The 25,665-nt window shown below is 68.5% G+C and carries 22 protein-coding genes; 12 read left to right on the plus strand and 10 right to left on the minus strand.

Features of this window, described 5'->3' with window-relative positions:
- Positions 1-786: a peptidylprolyl isomerase gene (locus KDK82_RS12190; protein WP_088165023.1), complete on the plus strand. Its 786-nt coding sequence runs from the start codon at positions 1-3 to the stop codon at positions 784-786.
- A 176-nt stretch (positions 787-962) separates the two neighbouring features.
- On the opposite strand, the gene KDK82_RS12195 is transcribed toward KDK82_RS12190, so the two are convergent.
- Positions 963-3,164: a TonB-dependent siderophore receptor gene (locus tag KDK82_RS12195; protein ID WP_088165024.1), complete on the minus strand. Its 2,202-nt coding sequence runs from the start codon at positions 3,162-3,164 to the stop codon at positions 963-965.
- Between the two features lie 115 nt (positions 3,165-3,279).
- Entirely contained in the window at positions 3,280-4,044 is a 765-nt protein-coding gene (locus KDK82_RS12200) for an ankyrin repeat domain-containing protein (protein ID WP_034392659.1), read from the minus strand.
- Positions 4,045-4,245: 201 nt separating this feature from the next.
- On the opposite strand from KDK82_RS12200, the gene KDK82_RS12205 reads away from it, so the two are divergent.
- Positions 4,246-4,722, plus strand: a complete 477-nt coding sequence (locus KDK82_RS12205) for an SH3 domain-containing protein (RefSeq protein WP_088165025.1) — start codon at positions 4,246-4,248, stop codon at positions 4,720-4,722.
- Positions 4,723-4,743: 21 nt separating this feature from the next.
- On the opposite strand, the gene thiD is transcribed toward KDK82_RS12205, so the two are convergent.
- Positions 4,744-5,625 carry a bifunctional hydroxymethylpyrimidine kinase/phosphomethylpyrimidine kinase gene (thiD, locus tag KDK82_RS12210; protein WP_034392653.1) on the minus strand — a complete coding sequence of 294 codons (882 nt, stop codon included), beginning with the start codon at positions 5,623-5,625 and terminating at the stop codon, positions 4,744-4,746.
- A 354-nt stretch (positions 5,626-5,979) separates the two neighbouring features.
- Here thiD and KDK82_RS12215 point away from each other — a divergent pair, with 354 nt between their 5' ends.
- The 4 genes from KDK82_RS12215 (at position 5,980) to thiE (ending at position 9,192) form a co-directional block, all read left to right on the plus strand.
- Positions 5,980-7,098 (plus strand): FAD-dependent oxidoreductase, encoded by a 1,119-nt coding sequence (locus KDK82_RS12215; protein ID WP_088165507.1) that lies wholly within the window; start codon positions 5,980-5,982, stop codon positions 7,096-7,098.
- Positions 7,099-7,217: 119 nt separating this feature from the next.
- The gene (thiS, locus tag KDK82_RS12220) at positions 7,218-7,415 is read left to right on the plus strand and encodes a sulfur carrier protein ThiS (protein ID WP_012205130.1); all 198 of its coding nucleotides are present in this window, start codon (positions 7,218-7,220) and stop codon (positions 7,413-7,415) included.
- A gap of 32 nt (positions 7,416-7,447) precedes the next feature.
- Positions 7,448-8,257 (plus strand): thiazole synthase, encoded by an 810-nt coding sequence (locus tag KDK82_RS12225; protein WP_013802786.1) that lies wholly within the window; start codon positions 7,448-7,450, stop codon positions 8,255-8,257.
- Between the two features lie 11 nt (positions 8,258-8,268).
- Complete coding sequence (thiE, locus tag KDK82_RS12230; protein ID WP_047219566.1) at positions 8,269-9,192, plus strand: thiamine phosphate synthase; 924 nt, start codon at positions 8,269-8,271, stop codon at positions 9,190-9,192.
- Positions 9,193-9,250: 58 nt separating this feature from the next.
- Here thiE and KDK82_RS12235 read toward each other — a convergent pair whose 3' ends face one another.
- Positions 9,251-11,935 carry a FimV family protein gene (locus KDK82_RS12235; RefSeq protein WP_088165026.1) on the minus strand — a complete coding sequence of 895 codons (2,685 nt, stop codon included), beginning with the start codon at positions 11,933-11,935 and terminating at the stop codon, positions 9,251-9,253.
- A 100-nt stretch (positions 11,936-12,035) separates the two neighbouring features.
- On the opposite strand from KDK82_RS12235, the gene KDK82_RS12240 reads away from it, so the two are divergent.
- The 4 genes from KDK82_RS12240 to KDK82_RS12255 all read left to right on the plus strand — a co-directional run bounded on the left by KDK82_RS12240 (position 12,036) and on the right by KDK82_RS12255 (position 17,054).
- Entirely contained in the window at positions 12,036-13,574 is a 1,539-nt protein-coding gene (locus KDK82_RS12240; RefSeq protein ID WP_088165027.1) for a 3-hydroxyacyl-CoA dehydrogenase, read from the plus strand.
- A gap of 170 nt (positions 13,575-13,744) precedes the next feature.
- A complete protein-coding gene (locus KDK82_RS12245; RefSeq protein WP_012205125.1) occupies positions 13,745-14,464 on the plus strand; it encodes a Crp/Fnr family transcriptional regulator in 720 nt (239 codons plus the stop codon).
- 151 nt (positions 14,465-14,615) lie between these two features.
- The gene (locus KDK82_RS12250; protein WP_013802790.1) at positions 14,616-15,701 is read left to right on the plus strand and encodes a phosphotransferase; all 1,086 of its coding nucleotides are present in this window, start codon (positions 14,616-14,618) and stop codon (positions 15,699-15,701) included.
- Positions 15,702-15,779: 78 nt separating this feature from the next.
- Complete coding sequence (locus tag KDK82_RS12255) at positions 15,780-17,054, plus strand: acyl-CoA dehydrogenase family protein (RefSeq protein ID WP_013802791.1); 1,275 nt, start codon at positions 15,780-15,782, stop codon at positions 17,052-17,054.
- Positions 17,055-17,124: 70 nt separating this feature from the next.
- On the opposite strand, the gene KDK82_RS12260 is transcribed toward KDK82_RS12255, so the two are convergent.
- Genes KDK82_RS12260 through KDK82_RS12285 form a run of 6 tightly spaced genes read right to left on the minus strand, consistent with a single transcriptional unit; the run spans position 17,125 to position 24,283 of the window.
- Positions 17,125-18,579 carry an efflux transporter outer membrane subunit gene (locus KDK82_RS12260; protein WP_088165028.1) on the minus strand — a complete coding sequence of 485 codons (1,455 nt, stop codon included), beginning with the start codon at positions 18,577-18,579 and terminating at the stop codon, positions 17,125-17,127.
- Between the two features lies 1 nt (position 18,580).
- Positions 18,581-20,575, minus strand: coding sequence for an ABC transporter permease (locus KDK82_RS12265; RefSeq protein WP_046986457.1), 1,995 nt, complete (start codon positions 20,573-20,575; stop codon positions 18,581-18,583).
- Complete coding sequence (locus KDK82_RS12270; RefSeq protein ID WP_088165029.1) at positions 20,575-21,816, minus strand: efflux RND transporter periplasmic adaptor subunit; 1,242 nt, start codon at positions 21,814-21,816, stop codon at positions 20,575-20,577. The genes KDK82_RS12265 and KDK82_RS12270 overlap by 1 nt, the downstream gene beginning before the upstream one ends.
- A 49-nt stretch (positions 21,817-21,865) precedes the next feature.
- Positions 21,866-22,243 (minus strand): DUF3325 domain-containing protein, encoded by a 378-nt coding sequence (locus KDK82_RS12275; protein ID WP_071955411.1) that lies wholly within the window; start codon positions 22,241-22,243, stop codon positions 21,866-21,868.
- Positions 22,240-23,955 carry a PepSY domain-containing protein gene (locus tag KDK82_RS12280; protein WP_088165030.1) on the minus strand — a complete coding sequence of 572 codons (1,716 nt, stop codon included), beginning with the start codon at positions 23,953-23,955 and terminating at the stop codon, positions 22,240-22,242. Before KDK82_RS12280 ends, KDK82_RS12275 begins: the two co-directional genes overlap by 4 nt.
- Before the next feature lies 1 nt (position 23,956).
- A complete protein-coding gene (locus KDK82_RS12285) occupies positions 23,957-24,283 on the minus strand; it encodes a DUF3649 domain-containing protein (RefSeq protein WP_088165031.1) in 327 nt (108 codons plus the stop codon).
- Between the two features lie 714 nt (positions 24,284-24,997).
- Between KDK82_RS12285 and KDK82_RS12290 the strand changes: the two genes are divergently transcribed.
- Entirely contained in the window at positions 24,998-25,369 is a 372-nt protein-coding gene (locus KDK82_RS12290; protein ID WP_088165032.1) for a hypothetical protein, read from the plus strand.
- Between the two features lie 3 nt (positions 25,370-25,372).
- Complete coding sequence (locus KDK82_RS12295; protein WP_088165033.1) at positions 25,373-25,630, plus strand: hypothetical protein; 258 nt, start codon at positions 25,373-25,375, stop codon at positions 25,628-25,630.
- The last annotated feature ends 35 nt before the right edge of the window (positions 25,631-25,665 follow it).

Here is a 25,665-nt window from a genome sequence, read left to right on the forward strand (position 1 = left end):
ATGAAAAAACAGCTTCTGACCAGCCTGGTGACTGCCGCCGTGCTGAGCACCGCGGCCCTGTCCGCCTCGGCCCAGAACATCGCCGTCGTCAACGGCAAGGCTGTGCCCAAGGCACGCGCCGAAGTGCTCAAGCAACAGATCGAGCAAAGCGGCCGCCCCGTGACGCCCGAGATGGAAGGGCAGATCAAGGAAGAAGTCATCGCCCGCGAGATCTTCATGCAGGAAGCCAACAAGCGCAGCCTGGCCAACAGCGAAGCCTACAAGCAGCAGATGGAACTGGCCCGCCAGACCATCCTGATCCGCGCGCTGTTCGAAGACTTCCAGAAGAAGAACCCCGTGACCGACGCCGAAGCCAAGGCCGAGTACGACAAGGCCGTCGCTGCCAACAGCGGCAAGGAATACAAGGCCAGCCACATCCTGGTCGAGTCGGAAGACCGCGCCAAGGCCATCATTGCCGAGATCAAGGCCGGCAAGAAGTTTGAAGACATCGCCAAGAAGGAGTCCAAGGACCCCGGATCCGGCGCCCGTGGCGGTGACCTCGACTGGGCCAACCCCGGCAACTACGTGCCCGAGTTCTCCGAAGCCCTGATCAAGCTCGAAAAGGGTGGCATGACCCAGGAGCCGGTCAAGACCCAGTTCGGCTACCACATCATCCGCCTGGACGACGCACGTCAGGCTGAACTGCCCAAGTTCGAGGAAGTCAAGCCCCAGATCGTGCAGCAGCTGCAACAGCAAAAGCTGGCGCAATTCCAGGAATCGCTGCGCGAAAAGGCCAAGATCCAGTAAGATGCGTACGAGTCGGCGGTTTTTGCCGCCGGCCTGACCATCACCAGCCCGCCTTGTGCGGGCTCTTTTTTTGTCCAACGAACCTATAAAAACAAAAGCTGCCCTCTGGGGGCAGCTTGCACGCATTGTTACCTGGGGCCGACACGCTGAGCGTCGGCCCCAGGCAATCAGGCACTTCAGAACTGATAGAGCGCCGTCACCCGGGCCGTGCGGCCTTCGCCGTATTCAACGGCCGAGGAGCGTGACTGCTCGCCCAGGCGCTGGCGCACGCCGGCCACATAGGCCTTGTTGCCGATGTTTTCGAGATTGAGCCTGAGCTTCCATTGCCGGTTGAGTTCATAGCCGACCATGGCGCTGTGCACCCAATAGGCAGAGAGTTTCCCATCGCCTGCCGAGGTGACATTGCGCGTGCCCACGAAGCGCGCCCCATAGCCCACCGTCCAGCCTTGGGGCAATGCATAGGTGGTCCACAGGTTCAGCGAATGGCGCGGCGTATTGCCCAGCGCCTGACCCACACGCGCAGGCTCGTTCAATGACTTGAGGGTCTTGCTGGCCATGAAGGTGTAGTTGGCGAAGACATCCCATTGCGGCGTCACCTTGCCTGCGGCACCGAGCTCCAGCCCGCGCACGCGCTGCTCTCCGGCCAGCAGATAGCTGCCATCGGCCATCTGCTCTCGGGCATTGGTCTTGTCCACCTGGAACAGGGCGCCGGTCAGCGCCAGCTGGCGGTCCAGCACATCCCACTTGGTTCCCAGTTCCAGGCTGGTGTTCTTCTCGGGTGCCAGCGAGGCCGTGGCCGCATCCAGGCCGGAACCATTGGAGACCAGGAATTCGGCAGACGGATTGAAGGCCGTGCCGTAGGCTAGGTAGATGCGGCCGTTGTCGGCGGGCTTGAAGCTCAGGGCCGTGCGGCCGCTGAGCCGGCCGTCGGAGCTGTCCACCGCGGTGCGCACGCCAGCGGCCGTTGTGGCGTTGGAGCGCCCGTCGATCCAGTCATAGCGCAGGCCCAGGTTCAGATCCCAGCGCGGACCCAGCGCAATGGAGTCGGTGGCATACAGCGCGCGGGTGTCCAGGCTGGTCTCGTTCCTTCCGCTGTTTTGCAAGTCCGTCGTGCCCGTCCAGTATCCGGGCGGACGGGCCAGCGGATAGCCGCCGGCCGGGAACTGCCGGTTGATGTTGTAGGAAGAGGTGGTGCGGTCATAGGTCTCGCGCGCGATCTCGAAGCCCGTGATCAGCGTATGCCCCAGCACGCCTGTGTCGAAGCGCTGGGTCAGGTTGGTCTGGTTGATCCACAGGGTGGTGGCCGCATCGCGGCCATAGGCCTGGGGCCCTGCGGGCCGGTAGTAGCCAGGCTGCATGCCCCGGAGATCGACATGCGAGGCAGAGATCACGGTATCGCGGCTCAGCCGCGAGTAGCGCGAGAGGTTCTGCAGCTTGGCGCCCGAGGCGAAGTCATGCTCGATCTTCGCGGTCAGGGCATCCTGGCTGATCTTTTCCCGGTCAAGGTTGCGCCAGCCGAAATAGGCATTGCGCGAGACGCCATCGAGCATCTTGCCGCGAAAGGCCGGCACGCCGAAGTCGGGAAGATTGTCATCGTTCTGGTGAAAGAAGCTGAGAGTCACGCGCGTGGGCGAATTCAATCCCAGAGCCAGCGAGGGCGCCACACCCCAGCGCCGCTTGAAGATGGTGTCGCGCCCGGCCACGTCGCTGTCATGGCCCATGAGATTCAGGCGCATGGCGGCCTTGCCGCCAGCCAGCACCCGGTTGGTGTCGAGCGTGAGGCGCCGGTAGCTGGCCGTACCCAGGCCTGCGTCGGCCTCGGTGAAGTCATGGGCCTTGGGCTGCTTGCTGATCATGTTGATGCTGCCGCCCGAGGTGCCTGCCCCGCCAAAGACCGAGTTCGGGCCCTTGATCACTTCGACAGACTCCGTGTTGAAGAGGTCGCTGCGGTTGTTCTGCCCACTGTCGCGCAGCCCGTCGATCTGCAGGTTGGCGTTGGCGCTGAAGCCGCGGATGTTGATGCTGTCGCCCGAGCCTGCACCGCCCTCGCCCGCATTGAAGGTGATGCCCGACACATTGGACAGCGCCTGCTGCAGGCTCAGGGCGTTCTGTTCCTGGAGCACCTGCCCCGGCACCACCGTAATGGTCTGGGGCACGTCCAGCAGCGGCTTGGCGTACTTGACCGAGTCGGATGCCTCGGTGCGCGAGCCGGTGGTGCGCGGTCCCGAAACGGTGACCGGCGCCAGCTGGACCTGGCGATCCTCAGGGGGCACCTCCTGCGCGTATGCGGGTGTGACCAGCGCCGCAGCGAAGACCGAATAAAGGCATGACTGGGGGCCGGAGACGAAAGGTCGGGAACGGCAATCTGAAGTGCGCATGGCAAGGGCCTTTGTTGAAAATGGAAATCATTTGCAACAAGACCTTTCCCAAGCAATCAGATCCGTCTGATTCTGGCGTTCAGACCTGGATTTCAGTCGTTTTCGCTTGCGTCGATCAGCGCGCTCCCGCCTCCTGCAGCAGCCGCTCCACCTCATGCTGGCTGCGCTGGCGGGCGTGGGCCAGGGCCGTGACGCCGTCCTTGTCGGGCAGGCTGAGGTCCGCCTTCGCCGTGATCAGCTGGCGCACGATGTCCTGGTAGCGCGGGCCACCATCGCCCAGCAAAACGGCTTCGAGCAGGCAGGTCCAGCCCAGCCGGTTCACATGGTCGGCCCGCACACCGGCAGCCAGCAAGGCCTGCACGGTATCGACGTGGCCGCGCTCGCAGGCGGGGATCAGCGCCGTGCCGCCGTAGCGGTTGACGCTTTGCAGGTCGGCACCATAGGACAGTGTCATGCGCAGGATTTCCAGCCGGCCCAGGGCACCGGCCAGCAGATAGGCGCTGTCCTGCAGGTCGTTCTTGAGATTGGGATTGGCCCCGTGGACCAGCAAGGAGCGCGCGACCTCGACATGGTTGCCGCGCACGGCCAGCAGCAGCGGAGTGTTGCCCTGCCGGTCACGCACATCGACAGGTGCGCCGCGCTTGAGCCAGTCGCGTACCTGCAGCGCTTCGCCCGCCTGGGCGGCCGCCAGCAGCGCGGGGCCGAATTCGGGGCGGTTCACCACACCCTCCTGCGCCTTGGCCGCGTCGCGGCCCTCGGCGGCGGCGGCAACGGCCTGGGCATCCTGCGCCTGGACATCCGCCAGTCCCGCCGCAAGGCAGGCCGTCAGAATCGCCGCGTGCCGGCCCTGCGCGCCGGATCGGGAAACAGCATGGTGCATACAAGCCCTCCTGGAAAACACTGTGGTGCGGCAAGCGTACGGCAAGCCCGGGCGATTGCACGCGAACCCGGGGTGCCGCCCGTCAGTTTCATTCAGGAACTATAGCGGCATCGCCTGATCCCACGCGCTTTCCCTGGGCTCGGCCCGCGCTGGAAAGTCTCCGCGCGCCAGCCGACCTCGAACGAAAGGAGACCCGTTCCCGTGCCTTGCAATCAACGCCGTGCCGCCCGCTGGCTGGCCGCAGCCGCCACCGCCCTCGCCGTCCTCACCACCACCCTGGCCCCGGCCGTCGCCCATGCGCGCGAGTTCGTCAGCGTCAAGGGCACCAGCGTCAATGTGCGGCAGCAGCCCACCACGCGCTCGGCCACGCTGTGGGAACTGGGCAAGGGCTATCCGCTGCAGGTGGTGCAGCGCAAGGGCCAGTGGCTGCGCGTCAGGGACAACGAGAGCACGCTGGGCTGGGTGCATGCGCCGCTGACCGGCAAGACCCCGCACATGGTGGTGACCGGGCGCACCGCCAACCTGCGCGCCGGGCCGGGCCAGAACCATCGCGTGGTGGGCAAGCTGGCTGAAATGGAAGTGGTGCGCACGCTCAGGAAACAGGGCTCCTGGGCCCAGGTCCAGCGCGACAACGGCCAAAAGGACTGGGTGGCGCGCAGCCTGACCTGGGGCTGGTGAACCAGGCGCTGCGCCGAACGTTCAGCCGTTGACCACGACCTGCGCGCGCGGCGCATAGCCGTGGTTCAGCGGGCCATGGCCGGCGCCCGTGAACACATCGGCGCCGGCCGCAATCGCGCCCAGGATGTACTCGCGCGCCTGGGCCACGGCCGCCTCCAGCGGCAGGCCCAGCGCCAGGTGCGAGGCAATCGCCGAAGACAGCGTGCAGCCCGTGCCATGGCCGTTGTGCGTGGCAATGCGCTGCGACTGCAGGCGCAGCCGCTGGCCGTTGCCATGGCCCAGCAGGTCCACCACCAGATCGCCCGACAAGTGCCCGCCCTTGAGCAAGGCGGCCGGCGCGCCCAGCGCCAGGAGTTCCTGCACGGCGCCGTCCAGTGCGTCTATGCCATCAATGGAGTGGCCCAGCAGCAGCGCCGCCTCGTCCAGATTGGGCGTGACCACGGTGGCCAGGGGGAACAGTTCGCGCACCAGCACGGAGGCGGTTTCCGGGGCGATCAGCCGGTCGCCGCTGGTGGCCACCATCACGGGGTCCAGCACCACGTTGCGCAGCTGGTGGCGGCGGATGGCATCGGCCACCACCTGCACCACCTCGGGCGTGGCCAGCATGCCGATCTTGACGGCGTCGGCGCCGATGTCCTCGACCACCGCATCGATCTGGCCGCGCAGTATGTCCACGGGAATGCCGTGGATGCCGCTGACGCCCAGCGTGTTCTGCACGGTGATGGCCGTGATGGCCGTCATGCCGTAGCAGCCCAGGGCGCTGCAGGTCTTGAGGTCGGCCTGTATGCCGGCGCCGCCACCGCTGTCGGAGCCCGCGATGATGAGCACGCGGGCATAGCGCTTGCGCGCGGCGGGAGCCGGTTCGGGGGATGCGGCGGTCGAAGGGGAGTGGTCGGCAGTCATGGGCGAAAATTATCACCCATGCGCATGGTCAATACCGGCAGCTGCGGGATGTGCTGTAATGCCTGCTGACGGACGAAACAGGGGTGTCCCGTCGGTGAAACAGGGCCTGGCCCGCCTCACCGATGCGTGACTGAGAAACACCCTGGGGCCCCGGGGCGACCAGCCCCCTGCCGCACAAGCCTGCACCACAGGCACCTTGCCGCGCAGCGCCCCTGCACCCGATCCAGGTCATGCTGGCGTGGGGAGTTTCAATCAATCGGGGTGGTACGCCGCGTTTTGTCCAGCACATGCCCTGTGCGCGGACAGCCGGCCGGCAGTCCCACGGGCATGGGCGCACTTGACCACCAGATGCACATGTCCGTTCTACAAGCTTCTTCCCGCATCGCCATTCTGGGCGGCGGCCTCATGGGCCGGCTGCTGGCATTGGCGCTGGCCCGTCGCGGCCACGGCATTGCCGTATACGACGCCCACGGCCCCGAAGGCGATGGCGCAGCGGCCCGCGTGGCAGCCGCCATGCTCGCGCCCCTGGCCGAATCGGCCATCACCGAGCCCGGCGTGGTGCGCATGGGCCAGCACGGCCTGACGCGCTGGCCCGAACTGCTGGCCCAGCTCGATGCGCCCGTGTTCTTCCAGCAAAACGGCACCCTCATCCTCTGGCACCGCCAGGACGCGGGCGATGCCCAGCGCTTCTTCGGCCTGCTGGAGAAAAACCGCCGCATCAACCCCAGCCTTCCCGCGCTGCAGCCGCTGGCCGATCAGGCCCTGCACGACTGCGAGCCCGCGCTTGAGCGGCGCTTTGCCCAGGCCATGTACCTGCAGGGCGAGGGCCAATTGGACAACCGCCAGCTGCTGGTCTCACTCCACGCCACGCTCACCCGCCTGGGCGTGGAGCAGCACTGGAACCAGCCGCGCGAGCTGGCCGACTTCCAACCCGGCGCGCCGGGCCAGCCCGACTGGGTGCTGGATTGCAGGGGCCTGGGCGCACGCGGCCAGTGGCCCGCGCTGCGCGGCGTGCGCGGCGAGGTGGTGCGCATCCACGCGCCCGAGGTCACGCTGCATCGGCCCACGCGCCTGATCCATCCGCGCTACCCGATCTACATTGCGCCCAAGGAGGACCACCTCTTCGTCATCGGCGCCACCGAGATCGAGTCCGACGACATGTCGCCGGCCAGCGTGCGCTCCACGCTGGAGCTGCTCAGCGCCGCCTACACCGTGCATCCGGGTTTTGCCGAGGGCCGCATCGTCGAGATCGCCACCCAGTGCCGCCCCACCCTGCCCGACAATCTGCCGGCCGTGCGCTGGAGCGCGCCGCGCGTGATGGAGGTCAACGGCCTGTACCGCCATGGCTTCATGATCGCGCCGGCCATGCTGGACGTGGTGCTGGAGTTGCTCGACAGCGGTGATTCCGAACTGGCACGCCGCTTCGATGTTGCCGTCGAGCATGCGCCATCGCAGCACAAGGCAGCCGCCTGAACGGCACGCACGGCACTTTCACGCACAACAGACCGGACATGCATGCAGGGTCGCCAGGCCCGGCCCTGCCTAAGATCGAACAAGCCCCCGTACCCGCCTTTCGTTTCCCCCCAGCCGCCATGAACATCACCATCAACCAGCAAGCGACCGAACTGAGCGACGGAGCCACCGTGGCCGACGCGCTGGCCCAGCTTGCACCGCGCCCGCCCTTTGCCGTGGCCATCAACACCGTCTTCGTACCCAAGGCCCGCTATGCCGAGCAGGCGCTGAACGACGGCGACCGCCTCGAAGTGATCTCGCCGGTGACCGGCGGCTGATGCCCCATCCGACTCTCCCATTGCCTCACGCCATGACGACTTCCGCCCCTTCCTCCGACGACAGCCTGGTCCTGTACGGCCAGCGCTTTGACAGCCGCCTGCTGCTGGGCACCTCCCGCTACCCCTCGCCCGCCGTGCTGGAAGCTGCCGTGCAGCGTGCCCGCCCGGCCATGGTCACGGCCTCGCTGCGACGCCAGGGCAGCAATGCCGCCGAGACCGGCGCCAGCTTCTGGGAACTGCTCAGAAAGCTCAACGTGCCCGTGCTGCCCAACACCGCCGGCTGCATGACCGTGCAGGAAGCCGTGACCACGGCCCAGATGGCGCGCGAAGTCTTCGAGACCCCCTGGATCAAACTGGAGCTGATCGGCGACGACTACACCCTGCAGCCCGACACGCTGAACCTGGTCGAGGCCGCCTCCATCCTTATCAAGGATGGCTTCCAGGTCCTGCCCTACACCACCGAGGACCTGGTGCTGTGCCAGCGCCTGGTGGATGTGGGCTGCCAGGCCGTCATGCCCTGGGCGGCGCCCATCGGCACGGGCCGCGGCCCCGTCAACCCCTACGCCATGCAGACGCTGCGCGAGCGCCTGAAGGTGCCGCTGATCGTGGATGCGGGCCTGGGCCGGCCGTCCCATGCCTGCCAGGTCATGGAATGGGGCTATGACGCCGTGCTGCTGAACACGGCCGTGGCCCTGTCCGAAGACCCGGTGGCCATGGCCGGCGCCTTTGCCGACGCCGTGAACGCCGGCCACGCCGCCCACCGCGCCGGCGCCATGGCCGAGCAATCTGCCGCCCAGCCCAGCACGCCCGTGCTGGGCACGCCGTTCTGGCACCACGGCTGAGGAGACCGGCCATGAGCAACGACTCCATCCAATCCTGGGCAGATGCCATCGTGCGCCTGCACGGCGCCACCTTCGCCCCTGAAGGCTCCGCCCTGCCCTCCCAGCCCGTGCCGCAGGCACAGCGCCAGGAGCCGGCCTATCTTGCGGCGCTGCAGGCCTGCAGCGCCCTGGGCTTCATCGCCATCGACGCCGAGACGCTGGCCTGCGCCTGGCAGGCGCAGACGCTGCGCAGGGGCCGCTTCGAGGCCACGCTATGGCCCGACGATCCGCGCGACTTCGGCCTGGAGGGCGCCGATCCCGCACTGGCCTTCCCGGACTGTCCAAGGTCCCTGGGCCTGTACGGCGTGCTGCCCGATGCGCAATGGGTGGGACGCATGGCCCGCGCCGGTGTGCCCACCGTGCAATTGCGCTTCAAGTCCGAGGACCGCGACGCCATCGCCCGCGAAGTGCGCGCCGCCGTGGCCGCCGTGGAAGGCACGGGCGCCCTGCTCTTCATCAACGACCACTGGCGCGAGGCCATCGATGCCGGCGCCTATGGCGTGCATGTGGGCCAGGAAGACCTGGATGCGCTGGCCGGCGCCGACCTGCAGGCCATCCACGCCTCGGGCCTGCGCCTGGGCGTGAGCACGCATGGCTATGCCGAAATGGTGCGCGCCCATGCGGTGCAGCCCAGCTACATCGCGCTGGGCGCCGTCTTCCCCACAACGCTCAAGAAGATGGCCACGGCTCCGCAGGGCCTGGCGCGCCTGGGCGCCTATGTGCGCCTGATGCAGCGCTATCCGCTGGTGGCCATCGGCGGAATCTCGGCCGACCAGTTCCCGGCCGTGCGCGCCACGGGCGTGGGCTCGGTGGCCGTGGTGCGGGCACTGGTCAATGCCGAGGATCCGGAAGCGGCGGCGCAGCAGTTGCTCGCAAGCATGCACGCTGCCGACTGAGTTCTTGCTGGGCACTCCAACAAAAAAGGGAGCATCTGCTCCCTTTTTTTGCACTGCCTCAACCCTTGGGCGGATCCTTGTCGTCTGCCTGCGGCGACGGAGCCTGTGGTGAGCTACGAAAGGCCGGGTCGGTCTCGCGCGACAGCAGCATGTCCACCGAGCGGCTCAGCGGCTCGTCCAGGCCACGGTGCTCACGCACGGTGTCGGGCGGCTCCAGCTCCCACTTGTCCAGCGCCAGGTCCATGTCCAGCGGCGCCTTGAGATTGTGGCTGCTGAAACCCACGGCACCCGAGCCGGGCATCGACAGCGTCACGGGCGGAAAGCGCGAGGGCACATCGACATGCGGCAGCTCGTTCTCGCCCAGGTCCGTGAGGTCTATGTCCAGCAGCGGTGCCGACTCATCGTGGATGAAGGAAGGCGCCTCGCCCAGGGGCACGGAGCGCACCTGGCCTGCGGGCAGTTGGCCGGCCTGATCCAGATCGAAGTTCAGGGGCTGCAGCTCGAAGTGCAGCGGTGCGGACAACGAGTCCGGTGCGCTGCTCGCAGGCTTGTCGCCGCCACCGACTGCACCCGTGGACAGGGGCAGCGTGTCCATGGGGGTGAACTCCAGGCCCGGCTCCAGCGGCGTCAAGGAGGCCGGCTGCGGCTGTGCAGGTTCTATCGGCGGCTGCAGCTCTGCCATCCAGTCCACGCCCGTGGCCGCGGATGCAGGAGCATGCGCCGGCGTGGCTTCTGCAGCCGCTGTGAAGGCAGCCGCGCCAGCCGTGGTTGCGCCGGCTGCGGCCGTGCCCGTGACCATGCGCGGCGTGGTGCGCTCGCGCGGGCCGGGTTCGCCGCGTGTTCCGGCAGGTGAGGTGCGCGCAATGGACAGCAGCAGCAGCAGGTCGTCGAAGGCCGCCAGGTCGAAGGGGGCCGGCGCATCGGGGTCGGGTGCACCGTCCTGCTTGAACAGGTAGTGCGCCAGGCAAGTTTCGACTTCGTCCACGGGCCACAGGGCCTCGATGCGCGCCAGTTGCTCGGGATAGCCCTGCAGCAGGCTGCTGCCCTTGTCGGTAAAGCCCGGCATGGCCGGCACACGGGCGTTGAAATGCCTGGCAAAACGCGCGCGCAGCTGGTCAAAATCGTCGCGGCGGCTCAGCGTGTAGTACAGGTGCAGCAGCTCCAGATAGGCCAGCGGCGAGGAATCCTCATGCGTGTCGATATGCGAGCGCAGCAGCTCGATGGCCTGCTGGTGCTCGCCCACCGAGATGAAGAATTCCGCCTGCTGCTGCACGTCGAACAGTTCGCCGGGCTGCACCATGCGCCTGGCCTTGATGGCCTCGGGCCCGGATGTGCGCACAGGTGCCGGGGCCTGCGGCGCAGGCTCGGTTTCCAGCTCGGCATGCACGGACACAGGCACGGGAATGGTGGCCGGGCCGAAGTCGCCAGGGTCCACATCCTCATGCAGCTCATAGGTCACGCCGGGGCGCATCTGGGCGCCGCGCTGCACATAGGGCGAAGCCAGGGTATCCGGTCCCCGGCGGTCGTCCTGCTGCGGTGCCGCAGGCCGGTGCTCACGCAGGCTGGGAGCCATGGGCCGCGTGGGCCTATGGGGATCCAGGGAATGCGGCAGGGTGTGGATCTCGTCATCGCGCACATGGGGCGGGGTCGACGGCACGGGGTCCTGCGACGAACGCTCCACCGATTCCCGCCAGGCGTTCTGCTCGCGCGAGAAAAGCGAAGCACCCGAGCGCATGCGCCAGGCCATCCAGCCGATCACGGCCACGGCGGCAATCAGGGCCAGCAGCAGCGCATTGAACAGCCAGGATGAGCCGCCGGACTCCTGGCGCATTGCGTCCAGCTCGGCCCGCAACTGGGCCAGTTGCCCACGGTCCACGCCGTCGCGCTTCTTGAAGGCCGCCATCTCGGCCTCCAGCGCCTGCACGCGCTTGTTGGCCTCGGCCAGCTGCTCGCTGCCCGCATCGAACATGGGAGCTGCAGATGCGACGCCGCCTTCGGGTGTTCCGGGTGTTCCGGCTGCTCCAGCGGCGCCCGGGGTGCCGCCCGATCCCAGCCACTCCTCCACCGGCTCCATGCGCAGGCGCGGTTCGATGCGCAGGCCCGCCTGCAACTGCCCGGCCTGGGCCTGGGCGGTCACGCCCACGGGAGGCTTGGACTTTTCGGTCGCGGCCTTGGGTTTCGGCCTGGGTTTTGGTTTGGGCTGGGGCTGCGCCTCCTTGGGAGCGGGCGCCGTGGCAGGCCGGGCATCCGACCGGGCACTGCGGGCAGCGGCCGCGCGGGAGGGTGTCGAAGAAGATTCAGAAGCGGTGCCAGCCACACCGGCAGCGCCAGCTGCTGCAGCGGCGCCCACGGTCGGCAGCGCAGGCTGCGCTGCTGCCAGTTCACGCACATTGATGGGCTGGTTGCCTGAGGCGTCCACCGAATCTGGCAGCTGCGCCAGCAGCGTATAGCTGCGGCTGATGCCGCCACCTTCGCAGCCCGCCCACAGCTTGAGCGTCACGATGGGCTCGTCCACCGTATAGCGGGCCTGCACCCGCACGGCCTTGCCCGACGAGGTCGGGCTGACACTGACGCGCGAGGATTCGATGGGCCTGTCACCGGCCAGCAGCTCGGCGCGCACACAGGAGCTGCCGGCGTCGTTTCCGCTATCGGGCTGCAAGCCCACCACCAGGTCGAACGGAGCGCCCAGCACCACGTTGCCCCGAGGACTGCCCAACGACAATGCGGACGCGTTCCAGGCCATGGAGGACAGGGCGACGCCGAGAATGGTGCTACAAATTCTCACATCAGCCTTTCTTTGAACGCTTGCATTTTTGCATAGACACCTGTAGGACACCTCCTCTATGTATATGATCCAAAACAACATTTCTCCTATCAGAAACGTCGGATTGATAGGCGTAGGCATCATGGGTCAAGGCATTGCCCAGTTGGCCGCCCAGGCAGGCGCCAGGGTGCTGCTGCAGGATGCCCGTCCCGGCGCTGCCGTACAAGCGCAGCAACAGCTGCTTGCGCTGTGGGACATGCTTGAGAAGAAACAAAAAATAACAAGTGAGCAGGCCGCAGATTGCAAGGCCCGGCTGACGGTGGCGGACGGTCTCGATGCCTTCAAGAACTGCGATCTGGTGATAGAGGCCATCGTCGAGCGCATGGATGCCAAGCAGGCGCTGCTGCGCGAGCTGGAGGCCATCGTTGCGCCCGGGACCCTCATCGCCAGCAACACCTCGGCGCTGTCCATCACCACGCTGGCCACGGCGCTCAAGCACCCGCAGCGCTTTGCCGGCTTTCACTTCTTCAACCCGGCGCCGCTGATGAAGGTGGTGGAGATCGTGCGCGGCCTGGCCACGGACGAGGCCACCTGCGCCACGCTGGCACAGTTCGCGCGCAGCTTCGGCCACACGCCCGTGCGTGCGCAGGACACGCCGGGCTTCCTGGTCAACCACCTGGGCCGAGGCTATGTGACCGAGGCGCTGCGCATCGTGCAGGAAGGCATTGCCGACTTCGCCACCATCGACCGCATCCTGCGCGAGCAGGTGGGATTCAAGCTCGGCCCGTTCGAGCTGATGGATCTCACCGGCCTGGATGTCACCCATGCCGTGATGGAGCACATCTACCACCAGTACTACCAGGAGCCGCGCTACCGCCCCAGCCCCATTGCCGCGCAGCGCGTGGCGGCCGGCCTGCTGGGCCGCAAGACCGGCCGGGGCTTTTACCGCTATGCCGAAGGCCGCGCCGAGCAGCCTGCCGAGCCTGCCGTGCCGCAGGTGCAGACGCTGCCACCGGTCTGGGTGTCCGCACGCGCGGCCCGGCGCAACGAGATCTACCAGTTGCTCAAGAGCCTGGGCGCACGCATTGAAACCGCGCAGGCACCGACCGAGCAGGCCTTGATCCTGGTGGCGCCGCTGGGCCTGGACGTGACCACGGTGGCTGCCGTGGAGCGGCTGGACTGCACGCGCACCATGGGCATCGACATGCTGATCGCCGACGCCGACACGCGCCGCCGCGTGCTGGCCACCACGCCGGCCACGCGCACCGACATGCGCGATGCCGCCCATGCGCTTTTTGCCAGCGACGGCAAGGCCGTCAGCGTGATCCGCGACAGCGGCGGCTTCGTCACGCAGCGCGTGGTGGGCTCCATCGTCAACATCGCCAGCGACATCTGCCAGCAGGGCATCGGCAGCCCGGCCGACCTGGAAAAGGCCGTGACCCTGGGCCTGGGCTATCCCATGGGCCCGCTGGCCATGGGCGACCGCTGGGGCCCCACCAACATGCTGGAGGTCCTGTTCAACCTGCAGACCGTCTACGGCGACCCACGCTACCGCCCCAGCCCCTGGCTGCGCCGCCGTGGCGCGCTGGGGCTGAGCCTCACGCACGAGGAGCCATAAGCCCTGCAAAGCCGGCGACCCGACGCACGACGGGTCGCCTTTTTTTCGCCGCCCTGCCCCGTTTTCGGCAGGCCCAGACACCGAAGTGACAGGCCCGCCGGCGGCATGCTGCGCCGCGGCGGTCCCACACGCGACAATGTGACCGTCATCAGTCACGCAAAAGACAGGCCATGGACGACCCGATTCTTACCATCGAAGAACGTGAAGCGATCAATTCCGGTCGCTGGTTTTCATCACTTTCTCCATCGCTTCGGCACGACATTCTTCGATGCGCTTACGTCAAACGGTTCAAAGATGGCACGCTCATCTGCGCACGCGGAGAACCGCCCGAGGAATGGATCGCCTGCGCCCGGGGTGCGGTGCGCGTGAGCTCGACCTCGATCACGGGCAAGCAGATCACGCTGGACTACGTGGAGCCGGGCATCTGGTTCGGCGACGTGGCCATCCTGGACGGGGACAAGCGCACGCACGATGCCTATGCGCACGGCGAGACCACGCTGCTGTGCGTGTCCAAGACCGACTTCAAGAAAATCCTGTCCATGCATGTGGAGTTCTCGGAAGCCATGCTGCGCCTGCATGCACGGCGCATCCGCCAGCTCTACGGCCTGGTCGAGGACCTCAACACCCTGCCGCTGCGCGCGCGCCTGGCCAAGCAGCTGCTGCACCTGGTGCGCAGCTACGGCGTGACCAGCCTGTCGGATGGCAGCGAGATCCGCATCGGCCTGCATCTGGCGCAGGAGGAACTGGCCCAGTTGCTGGGCGCCTCGCGCCAGCGCGTGAACCAGGAACTCAAGGCCATGGAGCGCGAGAACGCCATCCGCATCGAGCCGGGCGGCCTGGTGGTCTGCGACCGCGACACGCTGCTGCGCATCGCCGCGCCCGACGCCTGAACCTGCGCGGCTCCCACCGCGCCGCGTACACACAACCCTTTCCTTCACCGACCGGACGTTCGCGCCGGCCGGTGCCTTGCCGCGCCCGTGCCGCGCGGCCGCACCCCTTTCTAGAACCGGTTTCCGAACCGATCACAGGACTGACTGCCCCATGAGCACTTTCGACCATTTCGTAGGCACGCGCCCCGTCTCCGACCAGCACGCATTCGACGTGCCCGCGCTCACCGCCTGGATGCAGGGCCATGTGCAGGGCTTTGCCGGCCCGCTGCAGGTGGAGATGTTCAAGGGCGGCCAGTCCAACCCCACCTACAAGCTGATCACCCCGGGCCGCAGCTACGTGATGCGCTCCAAGCCCGGCCCCGTGGCCAAGCTGCTGCCCTCGGCCCATGCCATAGAGCGCGAGTTCCGCGTGATGAAGGGCCTGGCCGGCACCGACGTGCCCGTGCCCCACATGTATGCGCTGTGCGAGGACGAGTCCATCATCGGCCGCGCCTTCTACATCATGGAGTGCATGGAAGGCCGCGTGCTCTGGGACCAGTCCCTGCCCGGCATGGAACCGGCCCAGCGCGCCGCCATCTACGACGAGATGAACCGCGTGATCTCGGCCCTGCACACCGTGGACTTCGCGGCCCAGGGCCTGGCCGACTACGGCAAGAGCGGCAACTACTTCGAGCGCCAGATCGGCCGCTGGAGCAAGCAGTACGTGGCCTCGGTCACCCAGCCCATCCCCGAGATGGACCAGCTCATGCAGTGGCTGCCTGCCCACATGCCGGCCAGCGCGCTGGATGCCTCGCGCGTGTCCATCGTGCACGGCGACTTCCGCCTGGACAACCTGATGTTCCACCCCACCGAGCCGCGCGTCATCGCCGTGCTGGACTGGGAGCTGTCCACCCTGGGCCACCCGCTGGCCGACTTCAGCTACCACTGCATGAGCTGGCACATCCCCGCCACGCTGGGCCGGGGCATCGCAGGCAAGGACCTGGCGGCCCTGGGCATTCCCGGCGAAGAGGAATACATCCGCCGCTACTGCGAGCGCACAGGCCTCAAGGACGTGGACACGCTGCGCGCCGACTGGAACTTCTACATGGCCTACAACATGTTCCGCATCGCGGCCATCCTGCAAGGCATTGCCAAGCGCGTGGAAGCCGGCACGGCCTCCAGCGCCCAGGCCAAGGCCTCGGGCGACACCGCCCGGCCCATGGCCGAGCTGGCCTGGTCCTTTGCCCAGCGCAGCTGAGCCATCCAGACCGCCCCCATCACTCACCGATCACCCCGTTTCCACCACAAGCGACAAGCCAAGAGAAGGAGCGCATCCATGGACTTTGAATATTCGCCCAAGACCAAGGACCTGCAGGAACGCCTGCTGAAGTTCATGGACGAGCACATCTATCCCGGCGAAAAGGACTATGCCGCCGAGATGGAAGCCAACACCGCCGCAGGCAAGCGCTGGACGCCGCTGCAGACCATCGAGAAGCTCAAGGTCAAGGCCCGGGAGCAAGGCCTGTGGAACCTGTTCCTGCCCGTGGACAGCGCCGAGGCCGCAGGCTACAAGGGCGGCGGCCTGACCAACCAGGAATACGCGCCGCTGGCCGAGATCATGGGCCGCGTGCCATGGTCCAGCGAGGTGTTCAACTGCTCTGCGCCCGACACCGGCAACATGGAGACCATTGCGCGCTACGGCAGCACCGAACTCAAGGAGCGCTGGCTCAAGCCGCTGCTGGAGGGCAAGATCCGCTCGGCCTTCGCCATGACCGAGCCCGAGGTGGCCTCCTCCGACGCCACCAACATCTGCACCCGCATCGAGCGCCAGGGCGACGAGTACGTGATCAACGGCCACAAGTGGTGGATCTCGGGTGCCGGCGATCCGCGCTGCCAGGTCTTCATCACCATGGGCAAGACCGACCCCGATGCGCCCAAGCACTCGCAGCAAAGCATGATCATCGTGCCCGGCGACGCGCCCGGCATCCGCATCGTGCGTCCGCTCAACGTCATGGGCTATGACGATGCGCCGCACGGCCACATGGAGATGTACTTCGAGAACGTGCGCGTGCCCGCTGGCAACATCCTGCTGGGCGAGGGCCGTGGCTTCGAGATCGCCCAGGGCCGCCTTGGCCCCGGCCGCATCCACCACTGCATGCGCCTGATCGGCCTGGCCGAGCGCGCGCTGGAGCTGATGTGCAAGCGCGCCAGCTCGCGCATCGCCTTCGGCAAGAGCGTGGCCCAGCAGACCGTGACGCAGGAGCGCATCGCCGAGGCGCGCTGCCGCATCGACATGGCGCGCCTGCTCACGCTCAAGGCCGCCTGGCTGATGGACATTGCGGGCAACAAGGTGGCGCGCAGCGAGATCGCCATGATCAAGGTCGTGGCTCCCAGCATGGCCTGCCAGGTCATCGACTGGGCCATGCAGGTGCACGGCGGCGGCGGCATGAGCGACGACTTCCCGCTGGCCAGCGCCTACGCCCACGCGCGCACGCTGCGCTTTGCCGACGGCCCGGACGAAGTGCACCGCAACGCCATCGCCAAGTGGGAGCTGGGCAAGTACGGCGCCTACGGCAAGGATGCCGGCGTGCCCATCACGCGCGGCAGCTGAGCAGGCTTCAAGCCTGAGGCCTCAGGCCGCGCATCCGGCAGGACCGGGTGGCGGCCCTGCCCCACCCCTCTCAGCCAGGTGGCAATGCCTCCTGGCTTTTTTGCGCCTGCCTTTCCGGCATTTCAGTGCCCATGGCAGGCGGCTCCCATCCCCCGCCCAGCGCCCGGTACAGCGCCACGCGCGCCTGCAGCTGCAGCAGGCGCTGCAGCACGGCATCGTCCTGCGCCGCGTACAGCGTGGTCTGGGCCTGCAGCAGGGACAGCAGGCTTTCCGCCCCGGCCTTGTAGCGCAGCTCGGCCAGCGACACGGCCTGGCGGGCCTGGGCCAGCACCTCGGCCTGGGCCTCGGCCTGGGCCTTCAGGCCGTGGACGGCATTGAGCGCCAGGTCCACATCGCCATAGGCCGCGACGATGGACTTGTAATAGCCGGCCAGCAGCTCCTCGCGCCGGGCCTGGGCGCCATCGCGTTCGGCCGCCAGCCGACCGCCGTCGAAGATGGGGCCGGCGAGGCCGGCCAGCAGCGAATACACGGGCTCGCGCAGCCAGTCGCTGGCGCGGCCCGCGCTGGTGCCCGCGCTGCCCGTAAGGGTCAGCCGGGGCCACAGCGCTGCGCGGGCCGCCTGCAGGTTGGCGCTGGCGGCGGCCAGCTGCGCTTCCGCATTGGCAATGTCGGGCCGGCGCTGCAGCAGCTGCGTGGGCAGGCCTGCGCCGATCTCGGGCAGCTGCAGGGCTTGCAGCGAATCCGTGGCCAGCGCGGGGCGCCGGGCCTGGCCCAGCAGCACGGCCAGCGTGGCATCGGTATCCTCGCCCTGGCGGCGCAGCGTGGCCAGGACCTGGCGCTGGCTGGCCACCAGGCCGCGCTGCTGGGCCAGCTCCAGCTGGGTGGCGGCGCCTGCGCGCGCGCGGGACTCCACCAGGCCCAGCAGCCGCTCGGCATTGGCCACGTTGCGCGCCGCAATGGCCTGGCGCTCGCGCAGCGCCACGGCCTGCAGCCAGCCATGGGCCACCTGGGCAGTGACCGTGAGGCGCACCGTGTCCTGGTCGAACCGGCTGGCCTGCCAGGCCGCCGCCGCCGCATCGCGCGTGGCGCGGTTGCGGCCCCAGAAGTCCACCTCATACGAGGCCGTCAGCGCGGCGCCGTAGACGCTGGCCTGCCCGCCCGCCACCTGTGCATGGTTCATGCGCTGGGTGCGCAGCTCGCCATTGAGCGAGGGCAGCAGCGCCGCGCCTGCCTGGCGCGTGGCCGCCTCGGCCTGGCGCACGCGGGCCATGGCGGCAGCCATGTCCAGGCTCTGGTCCTGGGCGGCCTGCACCATGCCGCCCAGTTCTGCGCTGCCAAAGGCCTGCCACCACTGGGGTGAGACGGAGGCAGGGAGGACTTCGCCCTGCTGCTTCCAGGAAGCGGCCAGCGCAGGCGCCTCCCGGTCCGGCATCGTCTGCTGCGCGGCGCAGCCGCCCAGGGCCGCAAGGGCCAGGGCCATGCAGCCCAGGCGCGCCGGCATCGTCTTGTCGTTCATGTCTTTCATCTCACTCTCCCGCCAGCGCGCGCACCGGGTCCAGCCGCGCCGCCGTCTTGGCAGGCATGTAGCCGAACACCAGGCCCGTCACCACGGCGCAGGCAAAGGCGCCCAGCATGGCGCGCACCGAAAACACCACGGGCACGCCCGCCACGATGAGCACCACGCCCACGGCCAGCCCGGCCAGCAGGCCCACCGTGCCGCCCACGAAGGTGACCAGGCTGGCCTCGGTCAGGAACTGGCGCAGGATGTCGCGCTGGCGCGCGCCCGTGGCCATGCGGATGCCGATCTCGCGCGTGCGCTCGCGCACCGTCATCAGCATCACGTTCATCACGCCGATGCCGCCCACCACCAGGGAAACGGCGGCAATCAGGCCCAGCATCACCGCCATGCTCTGGCGCGTGGCCGCCTCGGCCTGGATGCGCGCGGCCGCATTGCCGATGCCGAAGTCCTCGCGCCCGCCGTGGCGCGCCAGCAGCAGCTTGCGCATGGCCTCCTCCGCCTCGTGCACCACGTCGGAGGACATGGCCTCGATCACCACATAGTCGGGCTGGGTCTGCGACTGGTAGACGCGCGCCCGGCCCGAGCGGTAGGGAATGAAGACCATGTCGTCATAGTTCTGCGCGCCCGAGTCCGCGCCGCGCTCGCTCATCACGCCGATGACCTCGAAGGCCGAGGTGCCGATGATCAGCTGGCGGCCCAGCGGGTTGGGCGTGTCGGGGAAGAAGTGCTGGTGCGCCTTGTGGCCCAGGACCACCAGGGGCGCCAGGTCGCGGTCCTCGGCCTCGGTGTAGTAGCGGCCCTGGGCTACCTTCCAGTGGTGCACCAGGGGCATCTCCTCGCTGGCGGCGAAGACGTAGATCTGCTTGTCGGCCTTGCCGTAGCGCACGGTGATGGGGTCGCCGATCACGGGCATCACGCGCCGTATCTCGGGCAATTCGCGCACGGCGGCCAGGTCTTCCTCGGTCATCTGCCCGGCCGGCCCGCCCGTGGCCGGCGGCTTGCTGCCCATGTAGAGGATGGCCGTTCCCATGGTCCCCATCTGCTCGACCACCTTGCGCCGCGCGCCCTCGCCAATCGCCAGCATGACAATCACCGATGCCACGCCGATGACGATGCCCAGCAAGGTCAGGCTGGTGCGCACGCGGTTCATGCGCATGCCGCGCCAGGCGCTGCGCGCGGCCTCGAACAGTTCCGCCAGCCAGGGCGCGCCGGCGCTGCCGCGCTGCGGCGTGAGCGGCAGGGCAGCGGCGCCCGCATTCACCCCATTTGCGGCATCGTCGCGCTGGCTGTCGCTGGTGATGCGGCCGTCGCTGATCTCGATCACGCGGCGCGCCTGGGCGGCCACAGTGCGGTCGTGGGTGATGAGGATGATGGTGTGGCCCGCATCGGCCAGCTCGCGCAGCAGGGCCATGACTTCGGCGCCGCTGTGCGAGTCCAGCGCGCCCGTGGGTTCGTCGGCCAGGATGATCTGGCCGCCGTTCATCAGCGCGCGCGCAATCGACACGCGCTGCTGCTGCCCGCCCGACAGCTGGTTGGGCCGGTTGCCCAGGCGCGAGCCCAGGCCCAGGCGCTCGAGCAGCGCTCGGGCGCGCCGCACGCGCTCTTCCTTGGGCAGGCCCGCGTAGATGGCGGGCATTTCCACGTTCTCGCTGGCGCTTTCGCTGGCTATCAGGTGGTAGCCCTGGAAGACGAAGCCGAAGGCCTCGCGCCGCAGCCAGGCCAGCGCGTCCGAGTCCAGCGTGGCCACGTCCTGGCCCTGGAAGTGGTAGCTGCCCTCGCTGGGCCGGTCCAGGCAGCCCAGGATGTTCATCAGCGTGGACTTGCCCGAACCCGAGCTGCCCACCACGGCCACGAACTCGCCCGCGCGTATCTCCAGATCGATGCCGTGCAGCACGGTGACGGCGGGCTGGCCGCTGTCGCCGCCGCCGTAGTGCTTGGTGATGCCGCGCAGCTCGATCAGCGGTGCGGTCAGCGGCGCGCCGGCCTGCATGCCCTGCGCCATCACCATTGCAGCCACCGCGGGCCACGGTCCAGAGGCGTCTCGCCGACGATGACGCGCTCGCCTTCCTGCAGGCCCTCCAGCACCTCGGCCTGGTGGCGGCTACGCACGCCCAGGCGCACGGTGCGCTGCTCGGGCTGGCCCTTGGCGTCCAGCACGCGCACGGTCTGCGTGCTGCCGGCCTTCTCGGCCTTCTCGGCGTTCTCTGCCTTTTCCGCCTTGTCAGTCGTTCCCGCCTTGTCGGCCACGGCCATCAGCGGCACGGTCAGCGCCTGCGCGGCCTGCCCGGTGACAAAGACCACCTGGGCCGTCATCTGGGGCATCAGCTCGGCGTCCTCGTTGTCCACATCGAACAGCACGGTATAGGCCACGGCCTTGGTGGCGGGCGCAGGCGCCTGGCCCGCATTGCCGCCGGCCGGCGCCTGGCTGGTAGAGGGCGAAGGCAGCACCTGGCGCACCTTGCTGGACCAGCGCCGGGGCCTGGCCTGGTCGGCGCCGCCCAGCGTGGTGAAGTACACCGGCATGTCGTCGCGCACGCGGCGCACGTCGGCCTCGGACACTTCGGTCCACACCGTCATGGCCGACAGGTCGGCAATGCGCAGGATGTTGGGCGTCTGGTAGGTGGCGTTCAGCGTCTGGCCCTCGCGCGCCTCCACCGACACCACGGTGCCGGCCATGGGCGCGTAGATGCGCGTATAGCCCAGGCGCGCCTCGTCGGCCTTGAGCGTGGCCTGGGTCTGGTCGATCTGGGCCTTCAGGTGCTCCATGCGAGCACCGGCTGCGGCCAGGTTGGCTTCTGCGGTCTGCAGGTCTTCCTCGCGCGTGGCCCCGTCGCGGGCCAGCTGGCGCTGGCGCGTGAGCTGCTGCTCGGCCAGCTTGCGCAGCGCCTGCTGCTCGGCCAGCTGTGCGCGCAGGCCGGCCAGCGAGGCACGCCCCGCATCCACCGTGGCGCGCTGCACGCTGGGGTCGATCTCCACCAGCAGTGCGCCCTTTTCCACCTGGGCGCCGGGCTCCACGCGCAGCCGGGTGACCTGGCCCGACACCTGGGCGCCCACGTCCACATAGCGGCGCGGCTGCAGCGTGCCGATGGCCGTGACGGTGGACTCGATATCGGTGCGCGCCACGGTCTCGGTCTGGTAGGCCACGGCAGGCCGGCTGGACCACCAGGCGGCCGCGCCCCCGGCCGCCGCCAACAGGACCACCGCCACGGCGATGGCTTTCCAGCGTTGCTGCGTGCGCGTCATGCTTGCCTCCCGACCACACACACCCCGAACTGGAACGAAAGCAGGAAACTCATCTGAAAAACCCCGTAGTACCGAAACTGAAAACAATCCACGCCAAATCCGCCACGGCAAGCACGCCAGCCAACCAGGCCAGCCGCGCCGCCCAGCGCGCATGGGCGCTGATCAGGGCCACGGCCATCAGCGCGCCGGCGGACACAAAGCCCAGCCAGGCCACCGTGCCCACCGTGCCGCCCCAGCCCGAGACAACGGGCACAAGGGCCAGCGCCAGCAGCGCCGTGCCCAGGCCGCGCAACTGCGGGCCACGGCGGGCCGGCAGCTCGCGCGCGCCGGTCAATTGTTCGTAGTGGCGGTCCATGGCAAAGGCCAGGGCCGCCATGCCTGCAAAGGCCAGGGCCAGTGCGGCCAGGGATGCGTGCAACGTGCTCATGCCTGCACCTCCGAGGGGCCGGCTACGGCGGCCTGCCCCTTGGCCGTCCTTGCCTTGGCGGCGGCACCCGCGCCGCGCCGCGCCAGCCAGCGCCAGGCCCAGGCGGCCGCCAGCCCCGTGGCCAGGCAGAACAGCTCCACCCCGGCGCTTTCCCAGTCGCCCTCCAGCATGTGGGCCGACAACGGCTCGCCCACGGTGATCCAGTTGAGCAGCGGCAGCAGCAGGCACAGCATGGCCAGCAGGCCCATCTGCTGGCGCCAGGCCGTGGCTGGCGCGCAGGCCAGCGCATGCACCAGCGCCAGGCCCCACAGGCCGAAGAACACGGCCAGCTCCCAGTCATCGCGGTGCGCCAGGCCCACGGGCACCAGGCGGTTGGCCCACAGGTAGCCGATGCAGCCCAGGCCCAGCCCGGCGATGGCCGCCACGTTCAGGCCCTCGATCAGCCGGTACACGCGCGCCGTGGCGCTGCCGAACTCGCCCTGGTGGCGGCTGCGGCGCTTGACCATGAAGAGGATGGCGCCCGTGGCCATCATGGCCGCGCCCGCCAGGCCGCACAGAAAGTACAGCCACTTCATGGCCAGCCCGCCGAACTTGACCATGTGCAGCCCGCCCATGACCGCCTGGGCCAGCGAGGGGGTGCCGCCGTCGGCGCCGCCGGGCAGGCGTACCTGCAGCACCTCGCCCGTGGCGGCCGAGAACATCGCCATGCCCGAATTGGGGCTCAGGCGCTGATGCGCACGGTCATCGCTGTTCCAGCCGTAGACGCCGATGCGTGCCGAGGCATCGCCGGGATGGTTGACGACCACCGCGCGCACCGCCTGGCCCATCAGCTCCTGGCCGCGCCGCGCAAAGGGCTCCAGATCGGGCACCGCCAGGGGCTTGCCGGACAGCGCGGGCGGCCCGGCCTCGTTCATGTCGGCGATGAAGGCCGTGCGGGCGGCCTGGTCCGTGCCATAGACCGTCCAGACGCCAACGGGCATGAAGCTCAGGCTGGAGATGGCGATGCCGGTATAGGCAATCATGAACTGGAAGGGCAGCGTCAGCACCGCCACGGCGTTGTGCGCGTCCAGCCAGCTGCGCTGGCCCTTGCGTGCGCGAAAGGTGAAGAAGTCCTTGAAGATGCGCTTGTGCGTGATCACGCCGCTGACCAGGGCCACCAGCATGGCCATGGCGGCAATGCCGATCACCCACAGCCCCACCTGCCCTGCATGCAGTTCATAGTGGAAATCCACGAAATGGTTGCCGCCCATGGTGGCGCGCGCGGCGCCGTGGCCGTGGCCGGCCGTCATTTCCTCGCCCGTGGCGGTGTCCAGTTCGGCATCGGCGTACTGGCGGTTGGCGTCGAACCAGTAGACACGCAGGTCGCCGCCGCCCTTGTCGTCGGACGGCCAGATCTCCCACATCTGCGCGCCCTGGTGGTGCTTTTGCATGTAGGCCGCGCCCCAGGCCAGGCGCTGGCCCAGGTCCGCACCCTGCCCGGCCGGCGCGGCGGCGCGCGCTGCCGCCTCGGCCGCCTCCTCGGCATGGTGCTCGGGCGTCATCCAGTGCGTGATGGCTTCCTGGAACACGGCCAGCGAACCCGTGAGGAACACCGCGAACAGCAGCCACGAAAACCACAGCCCGCACCAGGTATGCAGCCAGGCCTGCGCCTGGCGGAAACCGCCCGTGGCAGCGCCGCTGCCGGGGACCTTGCTGATCTGCGCCTTGGCCATCTCAGCCTCCCGCGCCATTGCGCGCCAGCAGCAGCGCGGCGCCGCCCATCAGGGCCGCAGGCACCAGCAACCCCAGCCAGACCCGGCCCGCCGAAACCGGCGAGAACGCCCAGATCACCGCCAGCGCGTGCAGCGCAAAGCTCCACTGCATGCCGGCGATCACGGCATCGACACGCGCGCCGGGCAGCGCAGCGGCCAGGAAGGCAGCCAGCGCGCTGGCCAGCGCATAGCCGCCGAAGACGGCGGCCAGCAGGCGGGAAACCACAAGCAGGCCCGGATGGGTGGGTTTGGCGGAATGACCGGATTGGCCGGAATGGGAAAGGGACATGTAGTGGGTTGTTCAGAAAAGCGGCAAAGCAAATGCCGAAAGCAATGGCCGTAACGGCCCTCCTGATACATGACAAACGAGATTGAAAAAAAGGCCAGCCGCAATGGACAGCGGCCTAGGTGGTTGCCGGCCTACGCCCGGTGTTGCTGCGCCCGCCCGCAGGCCGGCATGGGGCTGGCGCTCACCCTGCACGCGGAGTGCGGTGAAGGAGGCGGACAAATCCATGGGGCTGGATCATAACCGCGCAAAGAAGAATCATTCTCAATAAACGCAACGCATGCCGGGCTCTTTCAGCGGTTCCTGGGCCATCCCTGAAAGGGCGCGATCGCAAGGTGCAGCGGGCCGCGAAGCGACTTTGCGCACGCCGCACGCGCTATCATCCGCACCAGCCCCCTGTCACGGGGCCGGTGCTTCAAAACACCAATTTAGTAAGCGGTGCTGCCTCCCCGAAAGCGAGGCCTTGTCACGTCTGGATTCCGGGCTGTGGACGCTCGTCCACGCCCCTGCGGTTTCGGGCGGGATGGGGCTACCCGTAAGGGCGTCCGCACATCTTGCTGTGTGTTTTGAACATCCCGTCCACCTGTTTCGTGCTTCAAAACGCGGAGTCGGTGGTTTCAGTCTCAGTAAGGAGCACGGAAACATGACTGCCGTTTCTCTGGCACTCGCCTGCGCGCCCTCTTTTGGCGTCGCCCTTTCCACACGGAGGGCCCAGGCATGAACCCCGCCCAGCCCACCCCCGCCACGGACAGCCACAGCACCCAGCAGCTGTCCAATGCCCTCACCCAGGTGGACCATCTCGTGCAGCAAGGTTGTGCAGAGATCTCCTCCATCGCCCAGCTCGCCCTGGCATGGCTGGAGACGCCCAAGGGCCATCGCCACATGGACGTGGTGGCCCGCGCCCTGCAAAGCATCCGCGACAGCGCCGAGACGCTGGCCGACTACGCCGGCACCGAGGCCCAGGCCATGGGCTGCGGATTCGAAGACGCGGCCGAGATGCGCCGCGCCGAAGCGGCCGAGGCGGCTGCCAAGGCCATGGCGCAACTGCTCGAATGCCGCACCCATGAGCCGGTGCGCCCGCAGGGCTGAGGCATGGCCATGGACAAGGACACCCCCAGGACACAGCCCCCCAGCCTGCACCAGTTGACCAGCGCCATCACCGAGATCCACGGCAGCGTGCAGGAAAACTGCTCCGCCATCTCGGCCCTGGCGCAACTGGCCCTGGCGGCAGTGCATGCACCGCAGGAGCACCACAGCCAGCAGGCCCTGGCCCATGCGCTGCGCGCCATCCGCGACAGCGCCGACCTGCTGGCCGGCCATGTGAAGGTGGAGGCCCGGCGCGTGGTGTGATCTACCGCAAGGCCGCTGACTGCACAACGGCGGCC

The organism is Delftia sp. K82, assembly GCF_002193035.1.
Classification (GTDB): domain Bacteria; phylum Pseudomonadota; class Gammaproteobacteria; order Burkholderiales; family Burkholderiaceae_C; genus Comamonas; species Comamonas acidovorans.

Coding starts and splice junctions, on each gene's coding strand:
- KDK82_RS12190 (WP_088165023.1), top strand. CDS start 1: ATGAAAAAACAGCTTCTGACCAGCCTGGTGACTGCCGCCGTGCTGAGC.
- KDK82_RS12195 (WP_088165024.1), bottom strand. CDS start 3,164: ATGCGCACTTCAGATTGCCGTTCCCGACCTTTCGTCTCCGGCCCCCAG.
- KDK82_RS12200 (WP_034392659.1), bottom strand. CDS start 4,044: ATGCACCATGCTGTTTCCCGATCCGGCGCGCAGGGCCGGCACGCGGCG.
- thiD (WP_034392653.1), bottom strand. CDS start 5,625: ATGACTGCCGACCACTCCCCTTCGACCGCCGCATCCCCCGAACCGGCT.
- KDK82_RS12215 (WP_088165507.1), top strand. CDS start 5,980: ATGTCCGTTCTACAAGCTTCTTCCCGCATCGCCATTCTGGGCGGCGGC.
- thiS (WP_012205130.1), top strand. CDS start 7,218: ATGAACATCACCATCAACCAGCAAGCGACCGAACTGAGCGACGGAGCC.
- KDK82_RS12225 (WP_013802786.1), top strand. CDS start 7,448: ATGACGACTTCCGCCCCTTCCTCCGACGACAGCCTGGTCCTGTACGGC.
- thiE (WP_047219566.1), top strand. CDS start 8,269: ATGAGCAACGACTCCATCCAATCCTGGGCAGATGCCATCGTGCGCCTG.
- KDK82_RS12235 (WP_088165026.1), bottom strand. CDS start 11,935: ATGGCCTGGAACGCGTCCGCATTGTCGTTGGGCAGTCCTCGGGGCAAC.
- KDK82_RS12240 (WP_088165027.1), top strand. CDS start 12,036: ATGTATATGATCCAAAACAACATTTCTCCTATCAGAAACGTCGGATTG.
- KDK82_RS12245 (WP_012205125.1), top strand. CDS start 13,745: ATGGACGACCCGATTCTTACCATCGAAGAACGTGAAGCGATCAATTCC.
- KDK82_RS12250 (WP_013802790.1), top strand. CDS start 14,616: ATGAGCACTTTCGACCATTTCGTAGGCACGCGCCCCGTCTCCGACCAG.
- KDK82_RS12255 (WP_013802791.1), top strand. CDS start 15,780: ATGGACTTTGAATATTCGCCCAAGACCAAGGACCTGCAGGAACGCCTG.
- KDK82_RS12260 (WP_088165028.1), bottom strand. CDS start 18,579: ATGAAAGACATGAACGACAAGACGATGCCGGCGCGCCTGGGCTGCATG.
- KDK82_RS12265 (WP_046986457.1), bottom strand. CDS start 20,575: ATGGCGCAGGGCATGCAGGCCGGCGCGCCGCTGACCGCACCGCTGATC.
- KDK82_RS12270 (WP_088165029.1), bottom strand. CDS start 21,816: ATGACGCGCACGCAGCAACGCTGGAAAGCCATCGCCGTGGCGGTGGTC.
- KDK82_RS12275 (WP_071955411.1), bottom strand. CDS start 22,243: ATGAGCACGTTGCACGCATCCCTGGCCGCACTGGCCCTGGCCTTTGCA.
- KDK82_RS12280 (WP_088165030.1), bottom strand. CDS start 23,955: ATGGCCAAGGCGCAGATCAGCAAGGTCCCCGGCAGCGGCGCTGCCACG.
- KDK82_RS12285 (WP_088165031.1), bottom strand. CDS start 24,283: ATGTCCCTTTCCCATTCCGGCCAATCCGGTCATTCCGCCAAACCCACC.
- KDK82_RS12290 (WP_088165032.1), top strand. CDS start 24,998: ATGAACCCCGCCCAGCCCACCCCCGCCACGGACAGCCACAGCACCCAG.
- KDK82_RS12295 (WP_088165033.1), top strand. CDS start 25,373: ATGGCCATGGACAAGGACACCCCCAGGACACAGCCCCCCAGCCTGCAC.